Raw genomic sequence first — 24375 nt, 5'->3', positions numbered from 1 at the left:
AAAAATATCGTTGATCATTCATAAAGTGAACTTGTATTTTTATTCAAATGTATAAAATATTCGATTGCGATAAATCAGCTGTTTTTCCAACGATCATACGCCGCCTGATAAATTTCGATAATCCGATCACTGCCCATTTGCTTAACGGTAGCGAGATAATTATCCCAGCCGCTCAGTGGCTCCTGTCCAGTAACGAACTTCGCTTCCATCTGCTGAATGTACGTATCCATATCCGCACGCAGACTGGAAATCTCCGACTGCTCCTCTGGTGTCAGATACAGGATTGGGAATGGAGGCTGTGGATCATAGGCGAGAATCTTTTCTTCATTTTGCTTATCAACCCACAGATCGAAGTCTTCCTTCAAGCCTTTTTGTAGGTCAGGGCTGAGCAGAGTAGGAGCAGGCGTACCATAGTTCGGTGTCAATGTACCGCGGTAGTCCTCACGGCTATTGTATTCGCTTGGTAGCGGCTTCCATTTCTTCGTATGATCCTCTTTGTTAACCGTCTCATAGATCAGACCCTCCGGCCCTTTGTCGAATAGCATTGCACCATCATAGCTGTACATATAATCGACCCAGCGCAGGGAGGCTTCCGGTGCTGGATTGCTCTCTGTAATGGCGAAGGCACCGGTAGATAGACCCGGGTGAATCGCTACAGCAGGCTTGTCGACAGCATCGCTTTTAACAGGAATGAACATCGGGTCTTTGGTTGTCGGCTTGCCGCCATGGGTGAAGTAAGCATGCCAATCCTGGAATAGACCGAGCTGATTGCTCGCGCCTTTTGCCTTTTTCTGATCCGGGGTTTGGGAGAAGGTTTCATGATCTAATAGCTTCTCGCTCCACAGGCGATTCATATAGGTCAGGAATTCACGATAGCCATCCTCGGTACGAGCGAAATGGACTTTGCCGTTGGCATCATTGTAGATATCCTCGCCATAGATGCCCCAAGCACCGAGCAGCCAGGAGCGAACGTCATCCAGCTTAACGGAGGCGAGTGGAATTTCATCCTTTTTCCCGTTGCCATTCGGATCTTCGTCACGGAAGCGCACGAGCAGATCATACAGCTCCTCTGTCGTCTTTGGTAGATCGGCTTCTTTGACATTCAACGCTTCAAGGAAGTCACCGTTATACCACATTGGACTGCGATACCAGATGCTTTGCTGATTAATAACAGGCAGTGAATAGATATGTCCATCCGGTGTGGTGATCGATTTGCGAATGGCTGGATTTTCATCAAGCACCTTTTTCAGATTAGGAGCATAGCCGTTATCGATCAGATCCTCCAGCGGCAGTAGAATGCCCTGACTGCCGTAATTGACCTCATCTGCCTGTGTTAGCGAGGAGGCGTAGAAGATGTCAGGATATTCACCGCTCGCGAACACCAGATTCTTTTTCGTTTCAAAGCTATCCAGTGGTGGATTCTCGAATTTGAATGAGATATTGCTCAGCTTTTCCATTTCCTGAAAAGCAGGCATGTCCTTCCAGTTCTGCATCCCCACATCAGGGCCCATCATGCTGAGTGTGATCTTTTCCTTGACGATCGGGAAGCCTTCCTTGTTCACATTAGCAGCCGATTCCGCACTGCCTACCTGTGGCTCACTAGAGCCTGAGGAACAGCCTGCTAGAAGCGAGGTACCCAGTACAATAGACAGGACGAGTGTTGCTGTACGCGGCGCTTTGAAGCGCTGGAAAAATGAAGTGGACGAGCCAGAATGGGTACGAAATGAACCTTTCATAGTATGCCTCCTTCAAATTAGGAAAATAAGGGATTAACCTTTTACCGAGCCGATCATGACACCCTGTACAAAATAGCGCTGTAAAAATGGATAGACAGCAATAATCGGCAGTGTTGATACGATGATAACCGCGTACTTCAGCAGTGCCGCCGAATCAGCGCGTTGATTCATTGCCATCGCTGCTTCGCCACTCGTGGCGGCGCCAATACCGCTACCCGTCATCTCCTGCAAGACGAGAATCTGACGCAATACCATTTGCAGGGGATATTTGGATTCATCATTTAAATAGACCAATGCGTTAAAATAACTATTCCAGTGTCCAACACCGTAAAAGAGTGCCATCACGGCAATGATCGGAGCTGACAGTGGAATGACGATTTTCCAGAATAGACGCAGATTCGTACAGCCATCAATATGAGCGGCTTCCTGTAACTCTTTCGGAATTGTAGATTGGAAGAAGGTACGTGCTACGATAATGTTCCAGACCGAAGCCGCACCTGGTAAAATTAGCGCCCACATCGTATTGACTAGACCGAGGTTTTTCACAAGCAAATATGTTGGAATCAAGCCACCACTGAAGAACATCGTGACAAGAAACATCGCCATAAAAAATCCACGTCCTACAAAGTCCGATCGACTGAGCGCATAGGCCGCTGGAATCGTCACGAGCAGATTCACAAGCGTACCGACAACCGTATATAGGATCGTATTGGCATAGCCCTGCCAGATGGACTGATTTTCAAATACACGCTGATAGCCCTCAAAAGTAATGCCCTTGGGGAAAAGCCACATTTCACCGGAGTTCACATACGTTGGTGAACTGATCGAGGCACTTACGATATAGACCAGCGGATAGAGTACACAGATAAGCGCAATGGCCAGATACACATAATTCAGTAGCAAAAAGATGCGATCCGATCGACTTTCCTTAATCACAGCAGCCATGCATCCATCTCCTTCCTAACATGTATTATGACGAAAATACATACAATATTATGGACGATCCAGAAATCAGGTCGAAATCATGGGCAATCCAGCAATCCGATCGAGTAGGAGATCCATAATGCTGGAGGCATAGACCTATCCAGCTGATATCCATGCCAGTAATGCAAATCTAATGGTGTTATTGTGTTCGTTATAACTTGAACATAGCCTTAATCCCTTTAGCTTCGGCGCACGGATTCTACGCTCTACCAGAGACTATGCTCACTCGTTTTACGTGCGACCTGATTGACCGCAATGAGCAGCAAAGCATTCACAACCGAGTTAAATAGACCAACAGCGGTGGAGAAGCTGTACTGTACATTGAGTAGACCTGTTCGATAGACAAAAGTATCGATAACATCCGAAGAGCTCATATTGAGCGGATTTTGTAGCAGTAGTATCTTTTCAAAGCCGACACCCAGAATGCTGCCCACATTCAAAATAAGCAGGATCGTAATCGTCGGAATGATCGTCGGGATATTGATGCTCCAGATGCGCCGCCAGCGACTTGCACCGTCTACAATCGCCGCTTCATGTAGCTGCGGATCAACAGCCGATAAGGCGGCAAGATAGATGATTGTTCCCCAGCCTGTGCTCTGCCAGACGCCGGATAATACATACATCGTTTTGAACCATGCCGGGTCAGTCAAAAAGGCAGGCGAGCTAAAGCCCATCCATTCGATCATTTTAACGATAATACCAGTAGAGGGTGACAGGAAGGTCACGATAATCCCTGCCATAACGACAACCGAGATAAAATGAGGTGCATACGTAACCGTCTGTACGGTGCGCTTAAACCAGCCATTGCGAATTTCATTAAAGGCAAGTGCTAGCAGAATCGGCAATGGAAAGCCGACGATAAGCTGATAGAGGGAGATGGTCAGTGTATTACGTATGAGATCCCAGAAATAATAAGAATTAAAAAATCGAATAAAGTGATCGAAGCCGACCCAGGGGCTGTCGGTAATACCACGAGCGGGTAGGAAATTTTTAAACGCGATTTGAATGCCATACATAGGTCCATAATGGAAGATTAAGAAGTACAGGAATGCGGGAGCGATCAGCAGATACAGTTCCCAGTTACGTGAGATTCGTTTCCAAAACGTATGTCGTTTATCCTGGGCTGATGCTTGTGATCGCCCTTTCACTTGCACGGTATCGGACATATTCTTTTGCATCCTATTCCTCCTTCAGTGTTCCTCTTATCGTCCACTTCCCTTCATAGAAGAGTCGCTTGGATAAGGATGGGGATTCATTCGTCATACCTGTACGCTCGCTTGCAGCGATGATCATCTAAGATCAATGGATAAGGAGTGAAAAAGAAGAAGCGATGGACTCTTCGCTGCAAGAGATCGTCTTATCGCGATGTTTGTATTGTAAAAAGGGATGACCAGCGCGTAAATATGTCGAATGTGCTTCATGAATGTGAGTAGGAAAATAACAGCTATATAGCTATTCCGTCTAAATCGGGGTAGATGTGAGCTTATAGGCATAGAAATCGTCAGCTTTTGCCTTATTTCAACTGGAATATGTCAAATATGAGGTCATAATTGGCTTATTATGAACAGCTTAGGTAGGTAGATGATAGGTAATAATGGAATGATAACGCTATCATAATTGGCATATTTATAGTCGTGTAAGTTGTATGCGTTTACATATGTGAGGTTTAGTGATTGTCTATAGCTGATTTTAAAAATATCTACGCTTCCGTTTAAGCAAGTAGGCATTACGTCTAAGTATAGTCTATATATCCATGTTACACATGCAACGAGTAAAAGCTGTTACAACGATGACATAACAGAAAAGGTGAGTAGATCCTATGAACGATCCATATAACAAAGTAATGGAAAAGATTATTGGTGTGTTTGTAAACGAAGAGCAGGCATTGCAGGCAGTTCGTGATTTGCGACAGGCAGGCTTTGAAGATCGAGATATCTCGGTACTGGCGCAAAATCCAGGCGATGCAAAAGCGATTGAACAAGAGACAGGGGTAGACATTCAGGCACAGCGTCAGGCAGGCATGTCAGAAACGACCGTATTCGGTGGATTGGCAGGAATGTTAGCCGGGTTTGCGACTTTTGCTATTCCAGGTGTAGGCCCTATGCTAGCGATTGGCTCAATCGCCAGTATGTTTACAGGAGCCTTAGTCGGAGCCGGTGCAGGTGGTCTGATCGGTGCTTTAATCGGATATGGTTTATCTGAAGAAGAAGCCGGACATTATGAGGAGCAGCTTGGCAAAGGCAATATTCTGATTCTTGTGTCAGAGGCTAGCGGACGTACGGAAGAAATTTACGATATTCTTCGCCGTAATGAGGCGGTTAATGTGAACAATCCGTGGAGCGAGGGTGCAGAGCGGAATTAATAGGGTATGGACATCAGGGTGTGAATACTGGGAGACTGGAGGCTTTTATACGTAATCGATAAATCCCTAAAATCCTTCTATATTCAACACGTATCAAACACTTCAATACGTCAAACACTTCAATACGCATATCCAGTCGTAGGAATGAGCATCTTGAAAAATACTTTTTTGAGTGACTTATATAGCGAAATAATAATGTATGATGTTTGGAATTTACATCTAAGGTTAATAATGTAACAAGAAAGTGCAGAACATTATTAGATTATGCGAAGGAGGAAACATCATGTTTAACAACGGGCACAATCGTAATGAACTGGATAATGAGACACGTAAAATCGTAGGGGTATTCACAACCGAGCAGGAAGCGAGTAAGGCAATACGCGATCTGAAAGACGCAGGCTTTGCTTCAGACGACATCTCTATCGTAGGGAATAACAAAGCGGAAATGCGTCATCTCGGCGATGAGACAGGCACCAAAGCACCTGAAGGTGTAGCGACAGGCGCAACCACAGGCGGCGTTATTGGCGGTGTAGCTGGATTACTCGCAGGGCTTGGGATTGCAGCCATTCCTGTATTTGGTCCCATTATGGCAGCGGGTCCAATCGCAGTAACGCTGGCTGGTGCCGCAGCAGGTGCGGGTGCAGGCGGTTTAGTCGGCGGTCTGATCGGTATGGGCATCCCAGAGGAAGAAGCCAAAGAATATGAAGCCAACGTGAACGAAGGCAATATTCTTGTCATGGTAGACAGTGCCGCTGGTAATCGCCAGCGCATCTATGATGTATTCCGCGCTAATGGGGCAACGAACAGCCGTTACTATGATGCTCCACTGAATACAACGGTGAATAATGACATTCCACAACAGGGCACGGAGCGTGTGAATGGTGTGATCACAACAGAGGAATCTCAGCAGCGTATGGTGAATCGTGAAGAACGTATCGTCGCTGATGAGGATGCTGGTGCACTAGGTACGACTCGTACGGATGCAACCTTGCCAGAGCGCGATGTACGCACAGAGCAAGAGCTTGGTGTTACTAATGATGAGCAACGTCTGGATCGCACGGGTCAGCCAACGATGGGGGACGATTCGATACAGCGTGCGAGCATGGGAACGACTGGCGCTATGGGCAACAATATGGCAAATACCGGTTCGATGGATCCAATGGATCGTGATCGCAGACGTACGGACGATACGCACGATGAGTCGTTAAAGGATAAAGGCAAGGATCTAGTCGATAAAGGACGCGAGCAGATCGAGCGCATGCGTCGCTAAACTTCTTCCAACTTGTACACGGTTGATAGCAGGATGAATTAGAGCTAGGGATAGGTGATAGTGTTAGTAGATCATTACTATTTCGGCTAACCACAGTGTAGATAAGGCAAGAAAATGGGAGTTCATTCGATATATGTTTGTCGTTCATTACAAGCATATCGATCAAATAATATATCGTCCATGAGGATATACAGGCAAGCCAGAAGCGGAATGTTCCAATCATCCGCAGATGGCTTGCCTTTTTTATTGGAGTTGTCGTTTACCTACTCTACACATGTCGATTCTAAATGAATAGAGGGATTGAAGGGAATATAAGGAAATTAAAGCGAGTCATACCCATATTTCATGTCTGCTGGGTAAGTGGATAAAAGGTTGGGTAATAGCAGATTAGCAGTCAACAATGAGCCGGGGGGCGAACTATGATAACTTTTACAGGTGTGTCAAAGCAATATGAAGACGGCACCGTGGCTGTACAGCCGATGGATTTACATATTGAACAGGGTGAATTTTTTGTACTCGTTGGACCAAGTGGATGTGGCAAAACGACCACACTCAAAATGATTAATCGCCTGATTGAGCCGAGCAGTGGAACGATTGAAGTGAACGACAGTATCGTTCAGGATATGCAGCCTTATGAGCTACGGCGTGGCATTGGCTATGTGCTGCAACAGATCGCTCTGTTTCCACATATGACGGTAGAGCAAAATATTGCGATCACGCCTGAATTAAGTGGATGGGAGCGAGCGCGCATTGATAAGCGTATTGATGAGCTGCTGCATATGGTAGGGCTTGATCCTGCGGTATTTCGTACACGCAAGCCATCCGAGTTATCTGGCGGACAGCAGCAGCGTATCGGTGTGCTACGTGCGCTCGCAGCCGATCCACCTGTTATTTTAATGGACGAGCCATTTAGCGCATTGGACCCGATCGCCCGTGAGCGATTGCGAAATGATCTGCTTGAATTGCAGGCGACGATTCGTAAAACGATCGTTTTTGTTACGCATGATATTCAGGAGGCGATCAAGCTTGGGGATCGCATCGGATTAATGCAGGAAGGACGTATGCTTCAGGTGGATACACCGGATATGCTGATGAACCGTCCAGCGAATGATTTTGTACGTGAATTTTTTCAGGCGGCTGCACCTGTAGTCCATTCAGCTGTCCACTCCAATAGGAACAGCAATGATCCATCTCAGCACAATGCCGTTGTATCCAGTCAATCAGTTGACTCATTAGAGCAGTCTCCTTCTGCACATCCTCAGTTGGATCGTGAAGGGAGACGGAGCGAGTGAATATGTGGAACAATCTAGTCAATGTGTGGGTACAGCGTCAGGATCAATGGGTAGAGGCGCTCACACAGCACATTCTGATCTCCTTTATCGCACTATTATGTGCGCTCATTATTGCAATTCCGCTCGGCATTTATATTTCCCGACATCTGAAAATATCAGAGGGTGTACTCGGTGTTGCGGCAGTGCTCCAGACGATTCCGTCACTGGCACTACTGGGCTTACTGATTCCCTTGCTTGGTATCGGGATTATACCGGCTATCGTAGCCATTGTAATTTACGCACTGTTGCCTATTTTACGGAATACGTATACCGGGATTCGCCGTGTTGATCCATCCCTGCTGGAGGCAGCAGATGCGATGGGAATGACGCGCGGACAGCGCTTGTTCAAGGTAGAGTTGCCGCTTGCATTACCTGTGATTATGGCAGGTATTCGCACTGCAATGGTGCTTATCATCGGAACGACAACGCTGGCAGCATTGATCGGTGCAGGTGGACTCGGGGATATTATTTTGCTCGGGATTGACCGTAACGATAGTGCCTTGATTCTACTGGGTGCGATTCCTGCGGCACTGCTGGCGATTGTATTCGACTTGCTACTGCGTGTTGTTGAGCGCGCTAGCTTCAAGCGTGCCCTATGGATGCTGGCGCTTGCCGCTGTTGTGGTGGTGTCGGCAACCGTGCTACCACTCATTAATCAATCGCAAAAGGATCTGGTCATCGCAGGTAAGCTGGGTGCAGAACCTGAAATTCTCATTAATATGTATAAAGAGCTGATCGAGCAGGATACGAATCTGCACGTCTCGCTCAAGCCAGGACTGGGTAAAACCTCGTTCCTGTTCAATGCCCTGCAAAATAACAGCATCGACATCTATCCTGAATTTACAGGCACGGCGATTGCTGAATTTCTGCGCGAAGATGCGAGTAGTACCAATAGCGGCAAGGTGTATGAACAAGCACGAGACGGTATGAAGCAGAAGTTCCAGATGGAGCTATTGCCACCGATGAAATACAACAATACGTATGCACTGGCTGTACCAGAAGCCTATGCCGAGCAAAATGGGCTAAAAACGATCTCTGATCTGCAAAAGGTCGCCTCTACGATTAAGGTTGGCTTTACACGTGAATTTGCGGATCGTAATGACGGCTATATAGGTATGCAAAAGTTATACGGCTTGCAGCTGCCCAATCTGACCACAATGGAGCCCAAGCTACGCTACAGTGCAATCGAAGCAGGTGATATTCAACTGATCGATGCGTACTCCACCGATAGTGAGCTGGCACAGTACAAGTTGCGCGTGCTGGAGGATGATCGCGGTCTATTCCCACCTTATCAGGGAGCACCTCTCATGCGGGAAGAAACGTATCAAAAGCATCCCGAGGTCGTACAGGCACTGGATAAGCTTTCCGGTCAAATTACGGATGATGAGATGCGACAAATGAATTATCGCGTCAATGTGGGCGGTGAATCGGCAGCCGAGGTCGCACGTAGCTTCCTACAGCAAAAGGGCTTGCTGAAATAAGCTAGCTATGATAAATCATTTCTTTTAAAATCTATTTCCTTACCTGTCCTCTATCCGTTATAATATAATGATGCCAATCGTACGAAAAGCAGGTCCGTGTGTATATAGCTTGGATGACGATATTATTTAGCGGGTGGGGGAATTACAGGCTTGAGCACATATCCATTTACATTTGATCCATCGCGTCCATTTGTTCAGCAGGCTGGCGAATGGATTGCTGATGTGTTTTATGACATTTTACCTGAGGCGGGCTTGGAGCTACGGGATGAACAGATTTATATGGCATTCCAGCTTGAAAAGGCTTATGCCGAGAAGAAGACGATTTTTGCCGAAGCAGGTGTCGGAACGGGAAAGACACTCGTTTATTTGTTATATGCGATCGCCTATGCACGGTATACACGCAAGCCAGCGATTATCGCCTGTGCAGACGAATCGCTGATCGAGCAGCTGGTGAAGCCAGAAGGTGATATTAGCAAGCTAGCACAGTATCTGGATTTGCAGGTCGATGCTAGACTCGGGAAATCACCGGATCAATACATCTGTCTGAATAAGCTGGATGCTGTCCGTGTGGAGCCGCTGGAGGATAATCTGTATCGGGAGATTTATAGCGATCTGCCAGAGTTCGTGCATTACTCGGATACCCTTCAACGTTTTTACCCATACGGTAATCGTAAGGATTATCCAGAATTAAATGATGAACAATGGAATAAAATTGGCTGGGACGTCTTTCAGGATTGTCTCGTTTGCTCGCAGCGACATCGCTGTGGACAGACTTTATCGCGAGATTATTATCGCAAGGCGACCGATCTGATTATCTGTTCCCATGACTTTTATATGGAGCATGTGTGGACATATGAAGGACGTAAGCGCGAAGGTCAGCTTCCATTGCTACCTGAGCATAGCTCGGTCGTATTTGACGAAGGTCATCTACTGGAAACCGCAGCGCAAAATGCACTGACCTACAAGCTCAAGCAAGCATTATTCGAAAGCATTGTGACCCGTCTACTGGATGGAGAAGTGCGCGAAACGTTGGCGCTGGCTGTAGAGGAAGTTATTGTGCAAAGTGATCGGCTATTCCATATGCTCGGTCAGTATAGCCGTCCGGTGTCAGGCTCGGATCGTCGTGATATCGAATGGAGCGATGAACTGCTGAAGCAGATTGCAGATGTGAAGCGGCATATCGATCTGATCGAGGAAGAGCTTGTATTTGAGAGCGGTCTGTTCACGCTTGATGATTATCAGCTCAAAATCGTCGAGGAGCATCTGGAGATGATTCAGCTCGCTCTTGGTCTATGCCGTCAGCAGGATCAGCTGATCTCGTGGGTAGAAGGCGAGGGCGATGATCTGACGCTCGTCATTATGCCGAAAAAGGTAAAAGAGGTACTGGGCGAAATGGTATTCGATAAGCAGATGCCCGTTATTTTCTCCTCAGCTACGTTATCAGTGGACGGATCATTTGCTTACATTGCAGATAGTCTTGGCATTGAAAAGTATCTGTCCTTCTCCGTTGCTTCACCTTATGATTATGAGCAGCAGATGAAGGCAGAGCTATTCCAGGCGCCGCTTACAGCGAATGGAACAGTTACTACAGCAACGGTAGGCACTTCAGCATACGAGCTTGCTCAGACCGAGCAGGTGCTGTCGCTCATCGGGCAAAGTGGAGGACGTTCACTCCTTTTATTCTCTTCCATGCAGGAGCTGACAGCATTCCGCCAGACAGCAGAATCGCTCCTGGCTGACGCTGATCCATTGCCGTATCGGATGCTATACGAAGGAACAGCGGAGATTAGCCATCTAATCTCTGCCTTCCAGCAGGAGGAGACGAGTGTGCTCTGTGCGGTAACGTTGTGGGAAGGGCTGGATATACCGGGCCCATCGCTGTCCCGAGTGATCGTCTGGTCGTTACCATTTCCACCGAATGATCCTGTCTTTGCCTCTCGTCGTGCCGAATCCGAGGATGCATTCCACGATGTGGATATGCCGTATATGCTGCTACGCTTACGTCAGGGTATCGGTCGCTTGATTCGTTCGCGCGAGGATGCTGGACACGTATCGATCTTCGGACATGAGCTAGCTCGTGAGGAAGTACGCGAAGCGGTTACGCATTTGCTCCCTTAATACAATAGTGTGTCACTTTAATCGATTCCGGCTTCCTTACGTTGAGGAGCCGGAATTTTTATTTGAATCCCATATTTGAATCCAATCGTGGCTGATCCACGTATTGCCCTACAGGCTATTCAGCATTTATCCGAACTTGGTCTATCCTCATGGATTGTAGTATAGTGGAATCATAGCGTCATCGCTTATTTTCAGCTATTCTATAGCTGTGCGTTATTCCAATCCATGCATAATTGAAGGGAACGAATAAACCTATGCGTTTAACTAAAATTTTAACAAATGCTTGCCTGCTTGGTGCTATGGTTACCGTTACTTTATACGGACATACGGGCGCTGCATCTGCGCAAGCGATCACTCCCGTACTGCTTCCGGCAGGGAAGCCAGCTTCCCAGGCCGCGGCACCTGCGCCGTCTCAGGGTACAAGCAATGCTGCAACACCATCTCAGGCTGCACCATCTACGAATGCGCCATCCACAGCACCAGCGACAACGACGCCTTCCACGACTCCATCGGTGACAATTACCGAGGAATGGGGCGGCGTGACCAAGCTCAATAGCACCAATGCGATTCCGTTAATGGTCGAAGCGCAGAAGCGCTATGCGTATGTGCTGGCAGGTGGAGAAGTAGGAGCCAATGCAGGAACATTTCAGCTGAATGGACAGACTTATCGCTATCTGTCACAGGATATCGGCACCAGTGTTAAGCTGAGCAGCTATTTACAGCAGACCTTCACACGTCAGGCAAGTGATGCGCTGATTGGAAAATATTTTATCCAGTATAATGGACGTATGGCACAATTAGAGTCAGACGGTGGAAGTATGCTGGATTGGACGCGTTCCACAGCGAAGATGCTGAGCATGACCGATACAGCGCGCGTCTATCGTCTAACTGTACCGTATGCGAACAATGCACATCCTGTAGAACGCATCGTCGTGAAGTTCAGTCTGGTCGATGGACTATGGAAAATTAATACCGCTCCGCATCTGATCTTTTAACAATTAACCGTCTTTTCGAACGGCATCTGGTCGTTCGGTGGATTGGCATGAATGCGATGAGGGTAAATTGTGGTAGAGACTATTTCAAGGAGGGTCACCAACATGGCAATAACACTCAAAAAACTTAAGGACCAGGTTATCGTAATTACCGGTGCATCAAGCGGTATCGGTCTGGTGACAGCAAGAATGGCAGCAGCCAAAGGTGCAAAGGTTGTACTGGCTGCACGCAATGAAGAAGCTATTATTCAACTGGCTGCCGAGCTTCGCGGCAAAGGCTACCCTGCAACATGGGTAACTGCCGATGTGGGCAAGGAAGAGGATGTGAAACGAGTAGCTGAGACAGCGATTCGTACATTTGGTCGCTTTGATACATGGGTAAACAATGCCGGTGTATCGATTTTCGGCAAATCCACTGAGGTCAGCATTGATGATATGAAGCGGATGTTTGATACGGTATACTGGGGCGTCGTCTACGGCTCCCGCGTAGCGGTACAGCATTTTACCGAGCGTGGTGTGCCGGGTGCACTGATTAATGTAGGTAGTGTATTCGGAGATCGTGGCGTTGTGCTTCAATCGACGTACTCCTCTGCCAAATATGCAGTGCATGGCTGGACAGAGAATCTGCGGATGGAGCTGGAGAAGGATAAAGCGCCTGTGTCGGTTACACTTGTGCATCCCGGTCGCATCGATACACCATATAATGAGCATGCTCATAGCTATCTGGATAAGCAGCCAGCTCATCGTGGCATGATCTATCCGCCAGAATCGGTAGCTCGCGCTATTCTATATGCAGCAGAGCATCCGAAGCGTGATATGTTTGTCGGCTCGCAGGCACGTCTGGGTGCGATGTTCGGCAATGCGGCACCTCGTCTGACTGATGTATTGTTCGAATCACTCATGTTCCGCGGTCAGCAGTCCAAGGATCGTCCATCTATCCCACAGGAAAAGAGCGCACTCTACAATCCGGGCTATGGCCTCCATGAGCGTGGTAGTCAGGAAGGACATATCCGCAAGGGAAGCCTGTACGTAGAGGCCAGTCGTCATCCGATTATTACGACACTTGCACTGGCAGGACTGGCGACACTCGCTTTCGCGGTTGCCAAAAATAAGTGTGATCATCATAGCGAAACGACAGTACGTTTGCCACTGGAAACGATTGATCACGATGCACCGCAATAAATCAATCAGGGTATAGGGATACTTATTCTAGGGTCTGCATCTACATGAGCGAGTCATTCTACAAACGCAATAGTGTAAATGTTAGCAGATTATAGTATGGCAATTGCGGATAACTGGCTGATCAATAGATCCTCTGAGCGAATGTTGCAGAGAAGCAAGATGAGTAGCCTGTGCATGGAATAGACTTTACAAGTTGACTAGAGTCTACTTTTGCGATCAAGCAGAAGTAGGCTCTATTTAATGATAAGCATGTCAATCGTTCATCTGGCGAACAAGGCAGCGATGCACTAGCATTCCTTTTCGATAAACTAATGAGCGATGAGGGGGATTGGCTTAAAAGGGCATCCGACCTTCATTATCTTCATTAGATATACATAGGCAGAACACAAAGCATAGAAATAGTACAATGAGCAGAGAAGGGCTGGTACATAGGATGTATAGAAAAATAGCTGGCGCAATATTATGTTTGAGTGGTGTGTTGCTGTATATTACTTATTTCATTTGTGGTGCACTGGCGGGAGCTGGCAAGTTGTATGTATTTTACGATAGCTCTATTCAACATTTGACTACGTTTGGCGTCGTATTGTTCATTGTCGGATTGCTGTATATGATATGGGACGAAATACTGGATTACCAAAAAAACAGGAAAGCCTAGTGCTCTCCTGTTTTTTGATATAGTCTGCAATTCGCTCTAATTTATTGCTTCACCAGCTCAAATGTTTCCCAAGCACCACCTACACTGCTACGGCTGGCGATCAGTGATCCATTGCCGCCGTTCTCAGCAGTAACATACAGATTATTCGCCAGCGACTTCAATGTACGCTTACCATCTGCGGTCGTACCCAGTTCAAATGTCTCCCAGGTGCCGATTGCCGTTTTGTTGGCAATGAGTGGACTGGCACCGGTATTGTCGGCAGTAACATACTTGCCGTTGATTAGCGAACGCAGAGCGATGCGGTTGTTGCCCAGATCAATCTGTTCAAAGCGCTCCCATGTGCTCACAGTATCCGAGCGAGCAATCAACGCGTCGTTGCCATAGTTTTCAGCGGATACGTATTTGTTATTTGCGCCTGCTTTCAGTGCTACAATATTGTAGCCATTTTGACGCTGGAACACATGTACATAATCAATCTGATATTTTTGTGGGAAGGTAGTGCTGGCATCCGGGTTGCCCGGCCAGTTGCCACCGACTGCCAGATTGAGTAGCAGGAAGAATGGCTTGTCAAAAGCCCATGTATTATCGCCTGCATCCACTGGCGTGCGCGTATGATACAGATTACCATCGACATACCAGCGAATGGCTCCCGGTTCCCATTCCACCGTATAGGTATGGAAGGCATTACTGAATCGTTCGCCGATCGTATAGCCTGCGGACAATCCGTTAGAGCCGGAATAACCTGGGCCGTGGATCGTGCCATATACAGTGTTCGGTGCAACAGGGCCTACATATTCCATAATATCGATCTCGCCGCTACCCGGCCATGGATTGCTGCCAATATCGCTGCCAAGCATCCATGCGGCAGGCCAGATGCCTTTTCCATAGGGAACTTTGGCGCGAATCTCGATTTTGCCGTATTTAACATTGAATTTGTTAGCGGTGGTCAGGCGCGCAGATGTGTAGGATGAGCCCTGCATATTTTCCTTGTTTGCCTGAAGAACAAGACTTCCATTTTCCATATATGCGTTTTTGGTGCTGTTGGTATAATACTGCAACTCATTGTTGCCCCAGCCGTTATTGTTGCCGATTTCCTGATTCCATTTGGAAGTATCAACCCCGGTGCCGTTGGCGCCGTTAAAATCGTCTGCCCAAATCTGCACCCACGGACTGGAGGAGGAGGCGGATGCCGTAGAGGAGCTTGCGCTCCATGGAACAATGAGTGCTGCCGAGCAGATCAAGGATAGTAGAGACAAGCCTATCTTTTTGCCGTTCATTCGTAAATACACTCCTTTTCAAGATGAGAGTAGCGAAGCAGATTGCGATCCAGCAAGCAAGCATAGAACAAGGGTGAATACATGATATTTATAATGTATATTTAAGAAATTTATTCCAGATAAGTGTAATATAAAAACGCTTACAAAAGTACTTGTTTACGCAAATTTCCTTAATATGATATCCGGTTGGAATGATCGGGCTAAAGCTTAATAAAAGGGATGGATGAAGAATAGACAGATCACATATGAGTGAAAATTGGATTTATTTTTATATAAACGGGTAAAAACAGAAATTATATCTTTATTTATGTTTGAATATGTCTGTTTTATATTGACTGTATGCAATTAAAAGCGTATGCTGGGCATATAGAAGTAGCGTACCATCTGGCAGAGCAAGAGCAGCTTATACGGTTCTTTCCTTCATTTCAGTTGCATCCGCCATTGATCTAATTAGAGTTATCAATATCCCATTTCCTTAATGCCCTTGCCACGACTCGCTATTTATTGTGAAAAAAATTACATTTAGGAGTGATTATCATGAGTCCATCGTCGGTCAATGAATACGTAGCACAGCCTCAGCCACTGGATATTCCTTTTGTTCATGAGATGGCGAAAATTACACTATGCATGTGGCGTTCGGGCTGGGATGAGCGCAATGGTGGCAATATTAGCTGTATTTTGGAGGAGCAGGAGGTTGCTCGTTATCTTGATATTACGCAGGTACAACGGACGCTTGAGCCCACCTTTCCAGTTGCAGAGCTGGCAGGCATGTATTTTATCGTAACAGGCTCAGGCAAATATTTTAAAAATGTGATGGATGATCCTGAAAGTAATCTGGGTGTGCTGCGTGTATCGGCAGATGGACAACGGCTTGAGGTGCTTTGGGGATTGAGCAATGGAGCGGTGCCAACGAGCGAGCTGCCTGCCCATTTTATGACACATATCGAACGACTGCATGTTGATCCGCAGCATCGGGTCGTTATTCATAATCATGCGACCCATACGCTGGCCATGACGTTTGTGCATGAGCTGGATGAGCGGCAATTTACTCGCACCTTATGGCAAATGTGTACCGAATGTATCGTTGTATTTCCCGATGGCATTGGAATCGTACCGTGGATGATTCCCGGCACAAGCGAGATCGGACGCGCGACAGCCGATAAAATGAAGCAATATCGAGCGGTTATCTGGCCCCAGCATGGCATTTTCGGTACAGGCAATTCGATTGATGAAGCCTTTGGCTTGATCGAAACGATTGAAAAGGCAGCGCAAATTTATATGCTTATCGCGCATTTACCTTTATGCCAGAAGATTACCGATCCGCAGCTGGCAGAGCTGGCAAAAGCATTTGGTGTGACGCCAAGAACAGGAATTTTGCAGCTATAACGATGTTGAATGAAGCGAGCAGACAAGTGATCAAGAAAGCCAGTAATCCAGTTATCAAGAATAGATGACCTTGGAGCAACGATAATGGTATTCATTTGGACGAATAGAGTAGACACGCAAAATGTAGACTAGCGTCTTCTACTAGCTGTAATAAAATACCCCGATCCATTCCTGTACTGAAAATTCCGTTACAAGAATAGATCGGGGTATGAGTTTGCACATTGTCTAAAGTCAATTGCTAAAGTTAATCCGTTATATCCATTTGGCTAATTTAAATACAGAGATGAATGCTCCAGCATGCTACTATATTAATCTGTAAAAACACAGCCAGGCTATTCAAGTATCCCCATCCTCGCATCGTTAACATCGATCGAATGCACACTATCACTCCGGCAATCGCACTGTAAACGTACTTCCCTCACCGAGTACACTTTCCACCTGAATCGAGCCTCCATGAGCCTCTGTAATCCAGCGTGCAATCGATAATCCAAGCCCATAGCCTTCGATCTGGCGCGTACGCGATTTATCCACACGATAGAAGCGGTCAAACACATGGGGCTGATCCTCTGTCGGGATGCCTATTCCTGTATCACGCACCTTGATCAGCACACCATGCGGCTTTTCGTGGATCGATTCAAGCGTTAGCGCAACCTGCCCACCCTCTGGCGTATATTTAACTGCATTATCCAGCAAAATGATAAGCAATTGGCGGATGCGCTCCACATCACAACAAATCGTAAATGAAGCATGGGGATCATACTCATAATGCAGCTGAATATCCTTTGCTTCAGCAAGCGGACGAATAGATTCCATCGTGCGCGCCGCTTCTGCTTCGAGCCGATGCTCATGCAGATTCAGCTCGCTATGCCCCGAATCAGAACGCGCCAGCGTGAGCAGACTACCCGATAGCTGAATCATCCGCCGAATTTCTTCCTTCATATTATTCACGACTTTAGCGGCAAATGGATTCTGCTCCACCGAGTCCTCCATTTGAAGTGTATCGATCGAAGACAGTAGTACACTGAGCGGTGTACGTAGCTCGTGGGAAGCATCGGCAGTGAATTTACGCTGCTGCTCATACGATGCCAGAATCGGCACCATCGCCTTAGCCGCCATACGATAGCTAAAATATACAGCCAGTGCACAAAAGAGTAGAAATGCCGCTCCCAGCCACATCATCAGATTGAAAAATTGATGATACGAACCCGTTACATCCTTACCGACATATAGCGTACCAATCGGTTGCCCTTTATTGTAAATCGGCTCTCCGGTAATGATCATCCGAATCGGCTGCGGGGTTAACGCATTCTTTGATAACGATTGCTGCTTTGTTTTCGGAGCATCCTTATCCGGCCGCTGCTCTGGTAAACGAATAGCACTACCTTCAAGCACTATATGCTGACTGCGATTCACAGGAAGTGTTATTCCATTGGCTCGTGCCTTTTGGATCAGCGTCTTCAAGCTAGCAGAGTAGATCGACGTTCCCGTCTTGATCTCACCGCTCGGCTCGATCAGCACATTGCCCATCGCATACGTATCATACAGCGTATAGTATTCGATATATTCGTCCAGCGAATCGTCGGAGTCGTCCTCACGATCCTGCATCAAGCCATGTATTTTCTGCTCCATCGTTTCATGCACATCAATCGTTGGACTAAAGATAAGCAGATAGTAGAGCAGGGCATACAAAATGATGACGAATAGCAGCAGGAAGGCGATCAGGATCATACTGTATTTCCAGGTCAGGCTACGCTGCGTTTGCTTGAAAATATTATCGTTCGGACGGCGGCGAAGCAGCCACTTATTTGTCCACTTTATAACCGAGCCCTCTTGCACTCTGAATCAGCTCCTTGTTGTCTAACTCGGCAAGCTTGCGTCGTAGCAGCTTGATGGTGGCATCAATCGTTTTTGGCCCCACATCGCTTTCCATTCCCCATACTCGATCCAGAATAACCTCACGTGTCAGCACCACACCACGATTTTGTACAAGTAGATCGAATAATTGAAATTCCCTTGGCGTCAGCTGTACCGAACGCGAGTCCAGCGAGACACATTGCTCGTTGCGATTCAGCACAAGCTCACCGAATTTCATTTCTTCTGTCTGAATCGGTGCATAATTACGGCGGGATAGCGCGCGTAACCGAGCGAGTAGCTCTCCAATCTCAAAGGGCTTCACCAGATAATCGTCTGCACCAGCATCCAGACCATCGATCCGATCCTGTAGCGCATCGCGTGCCGTCAGCATGAGAATAGCGCCCGTATAGCTTTCCTTACGAAGTCGTGTACACAGACTGAGTCCATCACCCTCAGGCATCATCCAATCGAGAATCAAAATATCATAAGAGCCATACTCCACATGAGCATAGGCATCATTGCCAGTCGTTACCCAGTCTACTGTGTAGCCTGCCTTTTTTTGTAGCATGTGTACAATCAATTCACCCAGACGCGTATCGTCTTCAGCCAGTAGCACGTGCATCGCATTCCCTCTTCTCTCTATAACGTAATTCATACTAGTTCCAGCATATCATGTTTGAGTGAAAATTGAATGAAATTCAGCTACATGCTCAGCGCAATCGGCGTCATGATCACGTTTTTATCATAGCAGCTAAAAAAAAGATATAAACCGTCACATTTTCACCATAATTTCACCATTGCCTATTACACTCAGTACCATCAAGCAGCGATAACCTTCGTACAGTCCGCTTTCCATCCTACAATAAAGGAATGTGATCCTTATGAAAAATCAAACATTAATCAAATGGGCGACTGGTGTCTCCAGTGCACTCGTATTTACAGGCTTTGTCGGTTTTATCGGATATACAGGTAAGGCTACAACTTCCGCCTCGGCAGCTACCGATACAACAACAGGCACCAATACGGCTGCCGCAGCAGCGACGGATAATGATCAGCAGGTGGCTGCTTCATTAAAGGATCAGTGGCAAAAAGAAACCGATCAAACGAATGAGCAAAATGGCAGCTATGTAGAAGCGACGGCAGCAGCCCCAACCTTCACGGCAGCGAAGCATCGCGATTCGATTGCCCATAACGCTACTCATAGCGGTACAACAACGAAAAAGTCGACTATAAGCAAGCATAGCTCGACAGGTACATCCTCATCTGCGTCGAGCAGCTCTTCAAGCACTGCGACTAAAAAGCAGACAACCGTTGCACCCGAAACATCAACCTCCACTTCGACAGAGACAACCGTTCGTCCACGTACACATGCGTCCTGATGGACATCATGCTGCTGACGAGCAATGCAGGTAAATGTATAAGCATTCGCCTATGACATGGAATAGAAATCGAATCACGCTTATAACCCTAATCGAAATAAGTAAGGATCATCCTTATACATCAGCGGTTAAGACAGGAGGGAACGGTATGCATCATTTTCAAGCAATGAATTCGAGCTTTCATACCGCAGGCTTATCGACAGCGCATGAGCTACAGGCGGAATCATGGTTTGCGTTTGTGGAGCGACATTTAAGTCGTTTTCAATCGGACAGTGAGCTGTCTCAGCTTAATGCACAGATAGGATATCCCTTCTATGCTTCCGCGCTTCTATACCAGTCTGTACGTGAAGCACTGCATTTTTACGAGGTGACAGATGGTATTTTTAATCCGTTTATGGGACAGCTCTTATGTCAGCTGGGCTATGATCAGACGCTGGATTGGGATGCTGCTGACACGCGAATTCTAGCGAACAAGCAACAGCGCGGGAATAGAGCAGGTATGGATTATACAGCTCATAGAGCTACCAGACCCAAACAATATACGCTTGACCCGATCCTGAAAACGATCCATCTGCATACAGACGTGCAGCTTGATCTGGGCGGCATTGCCAAGGGCTGGAGTGCAGCACAGCTGGCGAATATGCTACAAGAGCAGGGAGAAAAGAGCGGTATGATTGATGCAGGTGGCGATCTGGTTGTGTGGGGCAGTCAACAGCGAGACTACCATGTAGAGATTGCTGATCCGTGGCAGGATAACCGGACAGCAGCGACGATAGAGCTAACTGCGGATGTCGGTATCGCCACTAGCAGCGTGCTGCGTCGAAGCTGGCAGGGGAGCGACCAGCGGCATTATCATCATTTAATCGATCCACGCAGCGGAACGTCCGCACAATCGGAATGGGTGCAAATGACCGTGCTCAGTCCATCGCTAACCTGCTCTGAGGTGTATGCGAAGTGTGTACTCATTCTCGGAGTCGAAGAAGGAGCGAGCTGGCTACGGCGACAATGTAGTGATGCAGCGATGATCGGAATACGTAGCGATGGCATGTGTGTAATTGACGGCCCATTGCAGCAATATGGACAATGGAAGAGACAGGGAGAGTGGATTGCTTATGAGCAGCTTATGGCATGAGATCGGACAATATTTAAGTGTATGGTATACATCGCGCGCAGCAGGCTTAACTGCGTATTTACTATTATTCGTAGCCGTCAGCGCAGGTCTGCTGCAAGGCAGTAGCTTTGCCAAAGGAAAACGGAAAGCCGTCATCAGCTTGATTCATCAATGGTGCGGCTGGTTCGGGTTATTATTTGGGATGGTGCATGGACTGGTGCTTGTGTTTGATGATTATATTCATTATTCGATCTGGAATATACTCATTCCCTTTACAGCTCCATACAAGCCTGTATTGACCGGGCTAGGAACGATTACACTGTATCTGTTCCTGATCATTATGCTCAGCTCTGATATGATGAAAAAGGTAGGTAAAAAGGTCTGGCGTGCGATTCATTTTCTAGCGTTGCCTACGTATGGCATGGCACTGATGCATGGTATGCTGCTCGGTACCGATGTGAAGTCTACACCGATTTTCTGGATGTATATCGTTACCGCTACAATCACTTTTGTACTGCTATTCGCACGTATCTTTTTATTCAAAAAGCCAGCCGCACGTAAGCCGGCTGCATCTAAACCAACTGCTACAGCGTAATCGGTATCGATAGCGATGAGCGAGCATAGATGGATTCGATGGGACAGAGGCGACTCATATCATTACACACAAGGCACGATGTCGGTATCGACTATAGATAAACTGCACGGGCTCAAGGTAACCAATCAACGTCAAGAATTCAACGTAACCTCATTCTTCATTCACGTTATAACGTCGATATGAGCGCATAGATGCATGGAAGCTGCATGAGCAGCCCACGTGCCATCTATGCGTTTTTGCGTCCAAGTATGATATAATGCTACCAATGTTAAATTAGTATTAGAACCTGGTCTTAAGACGTGCTATACTATATGAAATACTTTTGGCTATCCATATACTTGGCCCATACAAAGGAGTAATGAAATTTGAATTATCAAGATTGGATTGCACCTGAACGTTATAACATCACCTCTGAAATGGAAAAACATCCAGCTGAGCGCCTTGCCCTGAAATGGCTTGATGAAGCAGGCAATCATGAGGATATCACATATGGCGCCTTATTGGAGCAGGCAAATCAGCTTGCTAATGGCTTGAAGCAGCTCGGCTTACAGCAGGGAGATAAGGTACTGGTCATGGTACCAAGACAGATTATCGCCTATGTTATTTATCTTGCCTGCCTGAAAAGCGGCATCATTATCATTCCATCCTCTGAAATGCTACGTGCTAAGGATCTGGCATATCGTCTGCGTAATTCGAGCGCACGAGCGGTTATTGCATGGTCGAGTGTCACCTCAGAAGTAGACAGCATCGACGAAGAACTGCCCGATTGGGCCTGGAAAATCAGTGTATTTGCTGATCAGACCGCAGCACCAGCAGAAGGCTGGCATGCACTGCATCAACTGATGGAACAGCAGCCTGGTAGCTTTACCGCTGCCGATACGCATCGTGATGATATGGCGATTCTGGCGTACACGTCAGGCACAACAGGGAATCCGAAGGGCGTAGTGCACAGTCATGGCTGGGGCTACGCTCATCTGCGTATTACTCGTCCGTGGCTGGATATTCGTGAGGGCGATATCGTCTGGGCTACCGCTGCACCAGGCTGGCAAAAATGGATCTGGAGCCCGTTCCTGTCTGTACTGGGCTGGGGCGTAACCGGACTGGCTTATAACGGTAGCTTCAAGCCGCATCGTTATCTGGAGCTGCTACAGGAGCATCGCATTAATGTGCTCTGCTGCACACCAACTGAATATCGCTTGATGGCAAAAACCGAAGGTCTGGAGCAATACGATCTGTCTCAGCTTCGTAGCGCAGTATCCGCAGGCGAGCCGCTGAATCAGGAAGTCATTCATACATTTGAGCGTCATTTTAATATTACGATTCGCGATGGCTACGGACAGACGGAAAGTACACTCATTATCGGTAACCTGAAGGATGCACCGATTCGTCTGGGAGCGATGGGACAATCGATCTCACCTGGACTGGTAGAGGTAATTGATGAGGATGGGAAGCCGCTTCCAGCTGGCGAAGTAGGCGATATCGCAGTACGTACAGATATGCCTGCCCTATTCCATGGGTATTATCTTAACCCGGAGCGTAAGCAAGCAAGCGTTCGTGGTGATTATTTTGTCACAGGTGATCGTGCAAGTCGGGATGAGGAAGGCTACTTCTGGTTTGAAGGGCGCGGCGATGATATTATCATTAGCTCGGGCTACACGATTGGGCCATTCGAAGTAGAGGAAGCGCTGATGAAGCATGCTTCTGTCAAAGAATGTGCCGCTGTAGCAAGCCCGGACGAGATTCGCGGCAATGTAGTCAAAGCATTCATCGTACTGCGTGACGGTGTAGAAGGCAGTCCAGAGCTGGTCAAAGAGCTACAAAATCACGTCAAAAACTGGACAGCTCCATACAAATATCCACGCAAAATCGAATTTGTTACCGATCTTCCTAAAACAAGCTCTGGTAAAATTCGCCGAATTGAGCTACGCGATGCTGAAAAGCGTGCCTTTCGTGCTCAACACGGACAGGACTAATTCCTCACCATCGAGCTCATTCGGAAATGAAGTTGAGATGGATAGACGATGAATTAGATATATCGATATACCATTATCTAGATACCATGTGTGATCTTTTTCAATATACTGGCATACTGCTCCAATGTTGATTAGAATGATGAAATAGAATCCGCAATATACAGAATATATAGAATAGCCCTCCAGTTAGCGATATTTACAATAGCTACCTGGAGGGCTATTTATGATATTACTTATAAACCGTAGAAGTTGGTCTAATTTAATATGAATATAAAAATACATGTAATGAAAAATTCATAATAGTTAAAATATACAGCATTATCCTACATAATCCATATTCGTCCATATTTGTTCTCGCCAAATAAGCCTGTCACAAACAATATAGGCTTCATTAAAAAAGAATTCATATAAGTAAGCCTATTAGATATACATTTTAATACGATTTTGTTCGATAACTATCTTAGGTTGTGTATGTTGTTGTTGGAGGACGAGCTTATGTATGTGTTTTTAAATTCTTTATTATTGTCTTTTGTTCCCTTTGTTCTGCTCGGCTTTCTGGCTGTGGAAATACTACTACGCCACCCAGATAATCCATTGCATCAGTTGACTATGGTGTTGATTAGCAGCGTGTCGCTTATATTTTTATGTGATTTTTTGACTCAAGTATTAGATTATGACATTGTTCAATT

General features: G+C 46.8%; 18 protein-coding genes. 12 read left to right on the top strand and 6 right to left on the bottom strand.

The genetic code is table 11. The features are described 5' to 3' along the window. Window positions 1-74 precede the first annotated feature (74 nt). The 3 genes from IEX62_RS07405 to IEX62_RS07395 all read right to left on the bottom strand — a co-directional run bounded on the left by IEX62_RS07405 (window position 75) and on the right by IEX62_RS07395 (window position 3886). Window positions 75-1736 (bottom strand): type 2 periplasmic-binding domain-containing protein, encoded by a 1662-nt coding sequence (locus tag IEX62_RS07405; RefSeq protein WP_188774793.1) that lies wholly within the window; start codon window positions 1734-1736, stop codon window positions 75-77. A gap of 33 nt (window positions 1737-1769) precedes the next feature. Next, window positions 1770-2681: a carbohydrate ABC transporter permease gene (locus tag IEX62_RS07400; RefSeq protein WP_188774792.1), complete on the bottom strand. Its 912-nt coding sequence runs from the start codon at window positions 2679-2681 to the stop codon at window positions 1770-1772. Window positions 2682-2926: 245 nt separating this feature from the next. After that, window positions 2927-3886, bottom strand: a complete 960-nt coding sequence (locus tag IEX62_RS07395) for an ABC transporter permease (protein ID WP_188775054.1) — start codon at window positions 3884-3886, stop codon at window positions 2927-2929. A 653-nt stretch (window positions 3887-4539) separates the two neighbouring features. Here IEX62_RS07395 and IEX62_RS07390 point away from each other — a divergent pair. The 7 genes from IEX62_RS07390 (at window position 4540) to IEX62_RS07360 (ending at window position 13456) form a co-directional block, all read left to right on the top strand. Then, window positions 4540-5082, top strand: a complete 543-nt coding sequence (locus tag IEX62_RS07390; protein ID WP_188774791.1) for a general stress protein — start codon at window positions 4540-4542, stop codon at window positions 5080-5082. A gap of 283 nt (window positions 5083-5365) precedes the next feature. Next, the gene (locus IEX62_RS24085) at window positions 5366-6352 is read left to right on the top strand and encodes a YflT domain-containing protein (protein WP_188774790.1); all 987 of its coding nucleotides are present in this window, start codon (window positions 5366-5368) and stop codon (window positions 6350-6352) included. 419 nt (window positions 6353-6771) lie between these two features. Next, window positions 6772-7644 carry an ABC transporter ATP-binding protein gene (locus IEX62_RS07380; protein WP_188774789.1) on the top strand — a complete coding sequence of 291 codons (873 nt, stop codon included), beginning with the start codon at window positions 6772-6774 and terminating at the stop codon, window positions 7642-7644. 2 nt (window positions 7645-7646) lie between these two features. Continuing rightward, on the top strand, window positions 7647-9164 hold the full coding sequence (locus IEX62_RS07375) for an ABC transporter permease/substrate-binding protein (protein ID WP_188775053.1): 1518 nt from the start codon (window positions 7647-7649) through the stop codon (window positions 9162-9164). Between the two features lie 150 nt (window positions 9165-9314). Continuing rightward, window positions 9315-11282: an ATP-dependent DNA helicase gene (locus IEX62_RS07370; RefSeq protein ID WP_188774788.1), complete on the top strand. Its 1968-nt coding sequence runs from the start codon at window positions 9315-9317 to the stop codon at window positions 11280-11282. Between the two features lie 254 nt (window positions 11283-11536). Continuing rightward, window positions 11537-12277 (top strand): DL-endopeptidase inhibitor IseA family protein, encoded by a 741-nt coding sequence (locus IEX62_RS07365; RefSeq protein WP_188774787.1) that lies wholly within the window; start codon window positions 11537-11539, stop codon window positions 12275-12277. A gap of 102 nt (window positions 12278-12379) precedes the next feature. After that, window positions 12380-13456, top strand: coding sequence for an SDR family oxidoreductase (locus tag IEX62_RS07360; protein WP_188774786.1), 1077 nt, complete (start codon window positions 12380-12382; stop codon window positions 13454-13456). Between the two features lie 696 nt (window positions 13457-14152). On the opposite strand, the gene IEX62_RS07355 is transcribed toward IEX62_RS07360, so the two are convergent. Further along, complete coding sequence (locus IEX62_RS07355; protein WP_188774785.1) at window positions 14153-15388, bottom strand: family 16 glycosylhydrolase; 1236 nt, start codon at window positions 15386-15388, stop codon at window positions 14153-14155. 537 nt (window positions 15389-15925) lie between these two features. Between IEX62_RS07355 and rhaD the strand changes: the two genes are divergently transcribed. Continuing rightward, window positions 15926-16774: a rhamnulose-1-phosphate aldolase gene (gene rhaD, locus IEX62_RS07350; RefSeq protein ID WP_188774784.1), complete on the top strand. Its 849-nt coding sequence runs from the start codon at window positions 15926-15928 to the stop codon at window positions 16772-16774. Window positions 16775-17158: 384 nt separating this feature from the next. Here the strand turns inward: rhaD and IEX62_RS07345 are convergent, their stop codons facing one another. Both IEX62_RS07345 and IEX62_RS07340 read right to left on the bottom strand, forming a co-directional pair. After that, complete coding sequence (locus IEX62_RS07345; RefSeq protein ID WP_188774783.1) at window positions 17159-18610, bottom strand: sensor histidine kinase; 1452 nt, start codon at window positions 18608-18610, stop codon at window positions 17159-17161. Continuing rightward, the gene (locus tag IEX62_RS07340; protein WP_188774782.1) at window positions 18576-19250 is read right to left on the bottom strand and encodes a response regulator transcription factor; all 675 of its coding nucleotides are present in this window, start codon (window positions 19248-19250) and stop codon (window positions 18576-18578) included. The genes IEX62_RS07345 and IEX62_RS07340 overlap by 35 nt, the downstream gene beginning before the upstream one ends. A 259-nt stretch (window positions 19251-19509) precedes the next feature. Here IEX62_RS07340 and IEX62_RS07335 point away from each other — a divergent pair, with 259 nt between their 5' ends. The 4 genes from IEX62_RS07335 (at window position 19510) to IEX62_RS07320 (ending at window position 23686) form a co-directional block, all read left to right on the top strand. Then, window positions 19510-20007, top strand: a complete 498-nt coding sequence (locus tag IEX62_RS07335; RefSeq protein WP_188774781.1) for a hypothetical protein — start codon at window positions 19510-19512, stop codon at window positions 20005-20007. Between the two features lie 148 nt (window positions 20008-20155). Further along, the gene (locus IEX62_RS07330) at window positions 20156-21139 is read left to right on the top strand and encodes an FAD:protein FMN transferase (protein ID WP_188774780.1); all 984 of its coding nucleotides are present in this window, start codon (window positions 20156-20158) and stop codon (window positions 21137-21139) included. Next, the gene (locus IEX62_RS07325; RefSeq protein WP_188774779.1) at window positions 21120-21713 is read left to right on the top strand and encodes a ferric reductase-like transmembrane domain-containing protein; all 594 of its coding nucleotides are present in this window, start codon (window positions 21120-21122) and stop codon (window positions 21711-21713) included. Before IEX62_RS07330 ends, IEX62_RS07325 begins: the two co-directional genes overlap by 20 nt. A 416-nt stretch (window positions 21714-22129) precedes the next feature. Then, window positions 22130-23686: an acetate--CoA ligase gene (locus IEX62_RS07320; RefSeq protein ID WP_188775052.1), complete on the top strand. Its 1557-nt coding sequence runs from the start codon at window positions 22130-22132 to the stop codon at window positions 23684-23686. The last annotated feature ends 689 nt before the right edge of the window (window positions 23687-24375 follow it).

The organism is Paenibacillus hunanensis, assembly GCF_014645615.1.
In the GTDB taxonomy this organism is placed as follows: Bacteria; Bacillota; Bacilli; order Paenibacillales; family Paenibacillaceae; genus Saccharibacillus; species Saccharibacillus hunanensis.
This window is presented reverse-complemented; position numbering and strand designations above follow the sequence as displayed.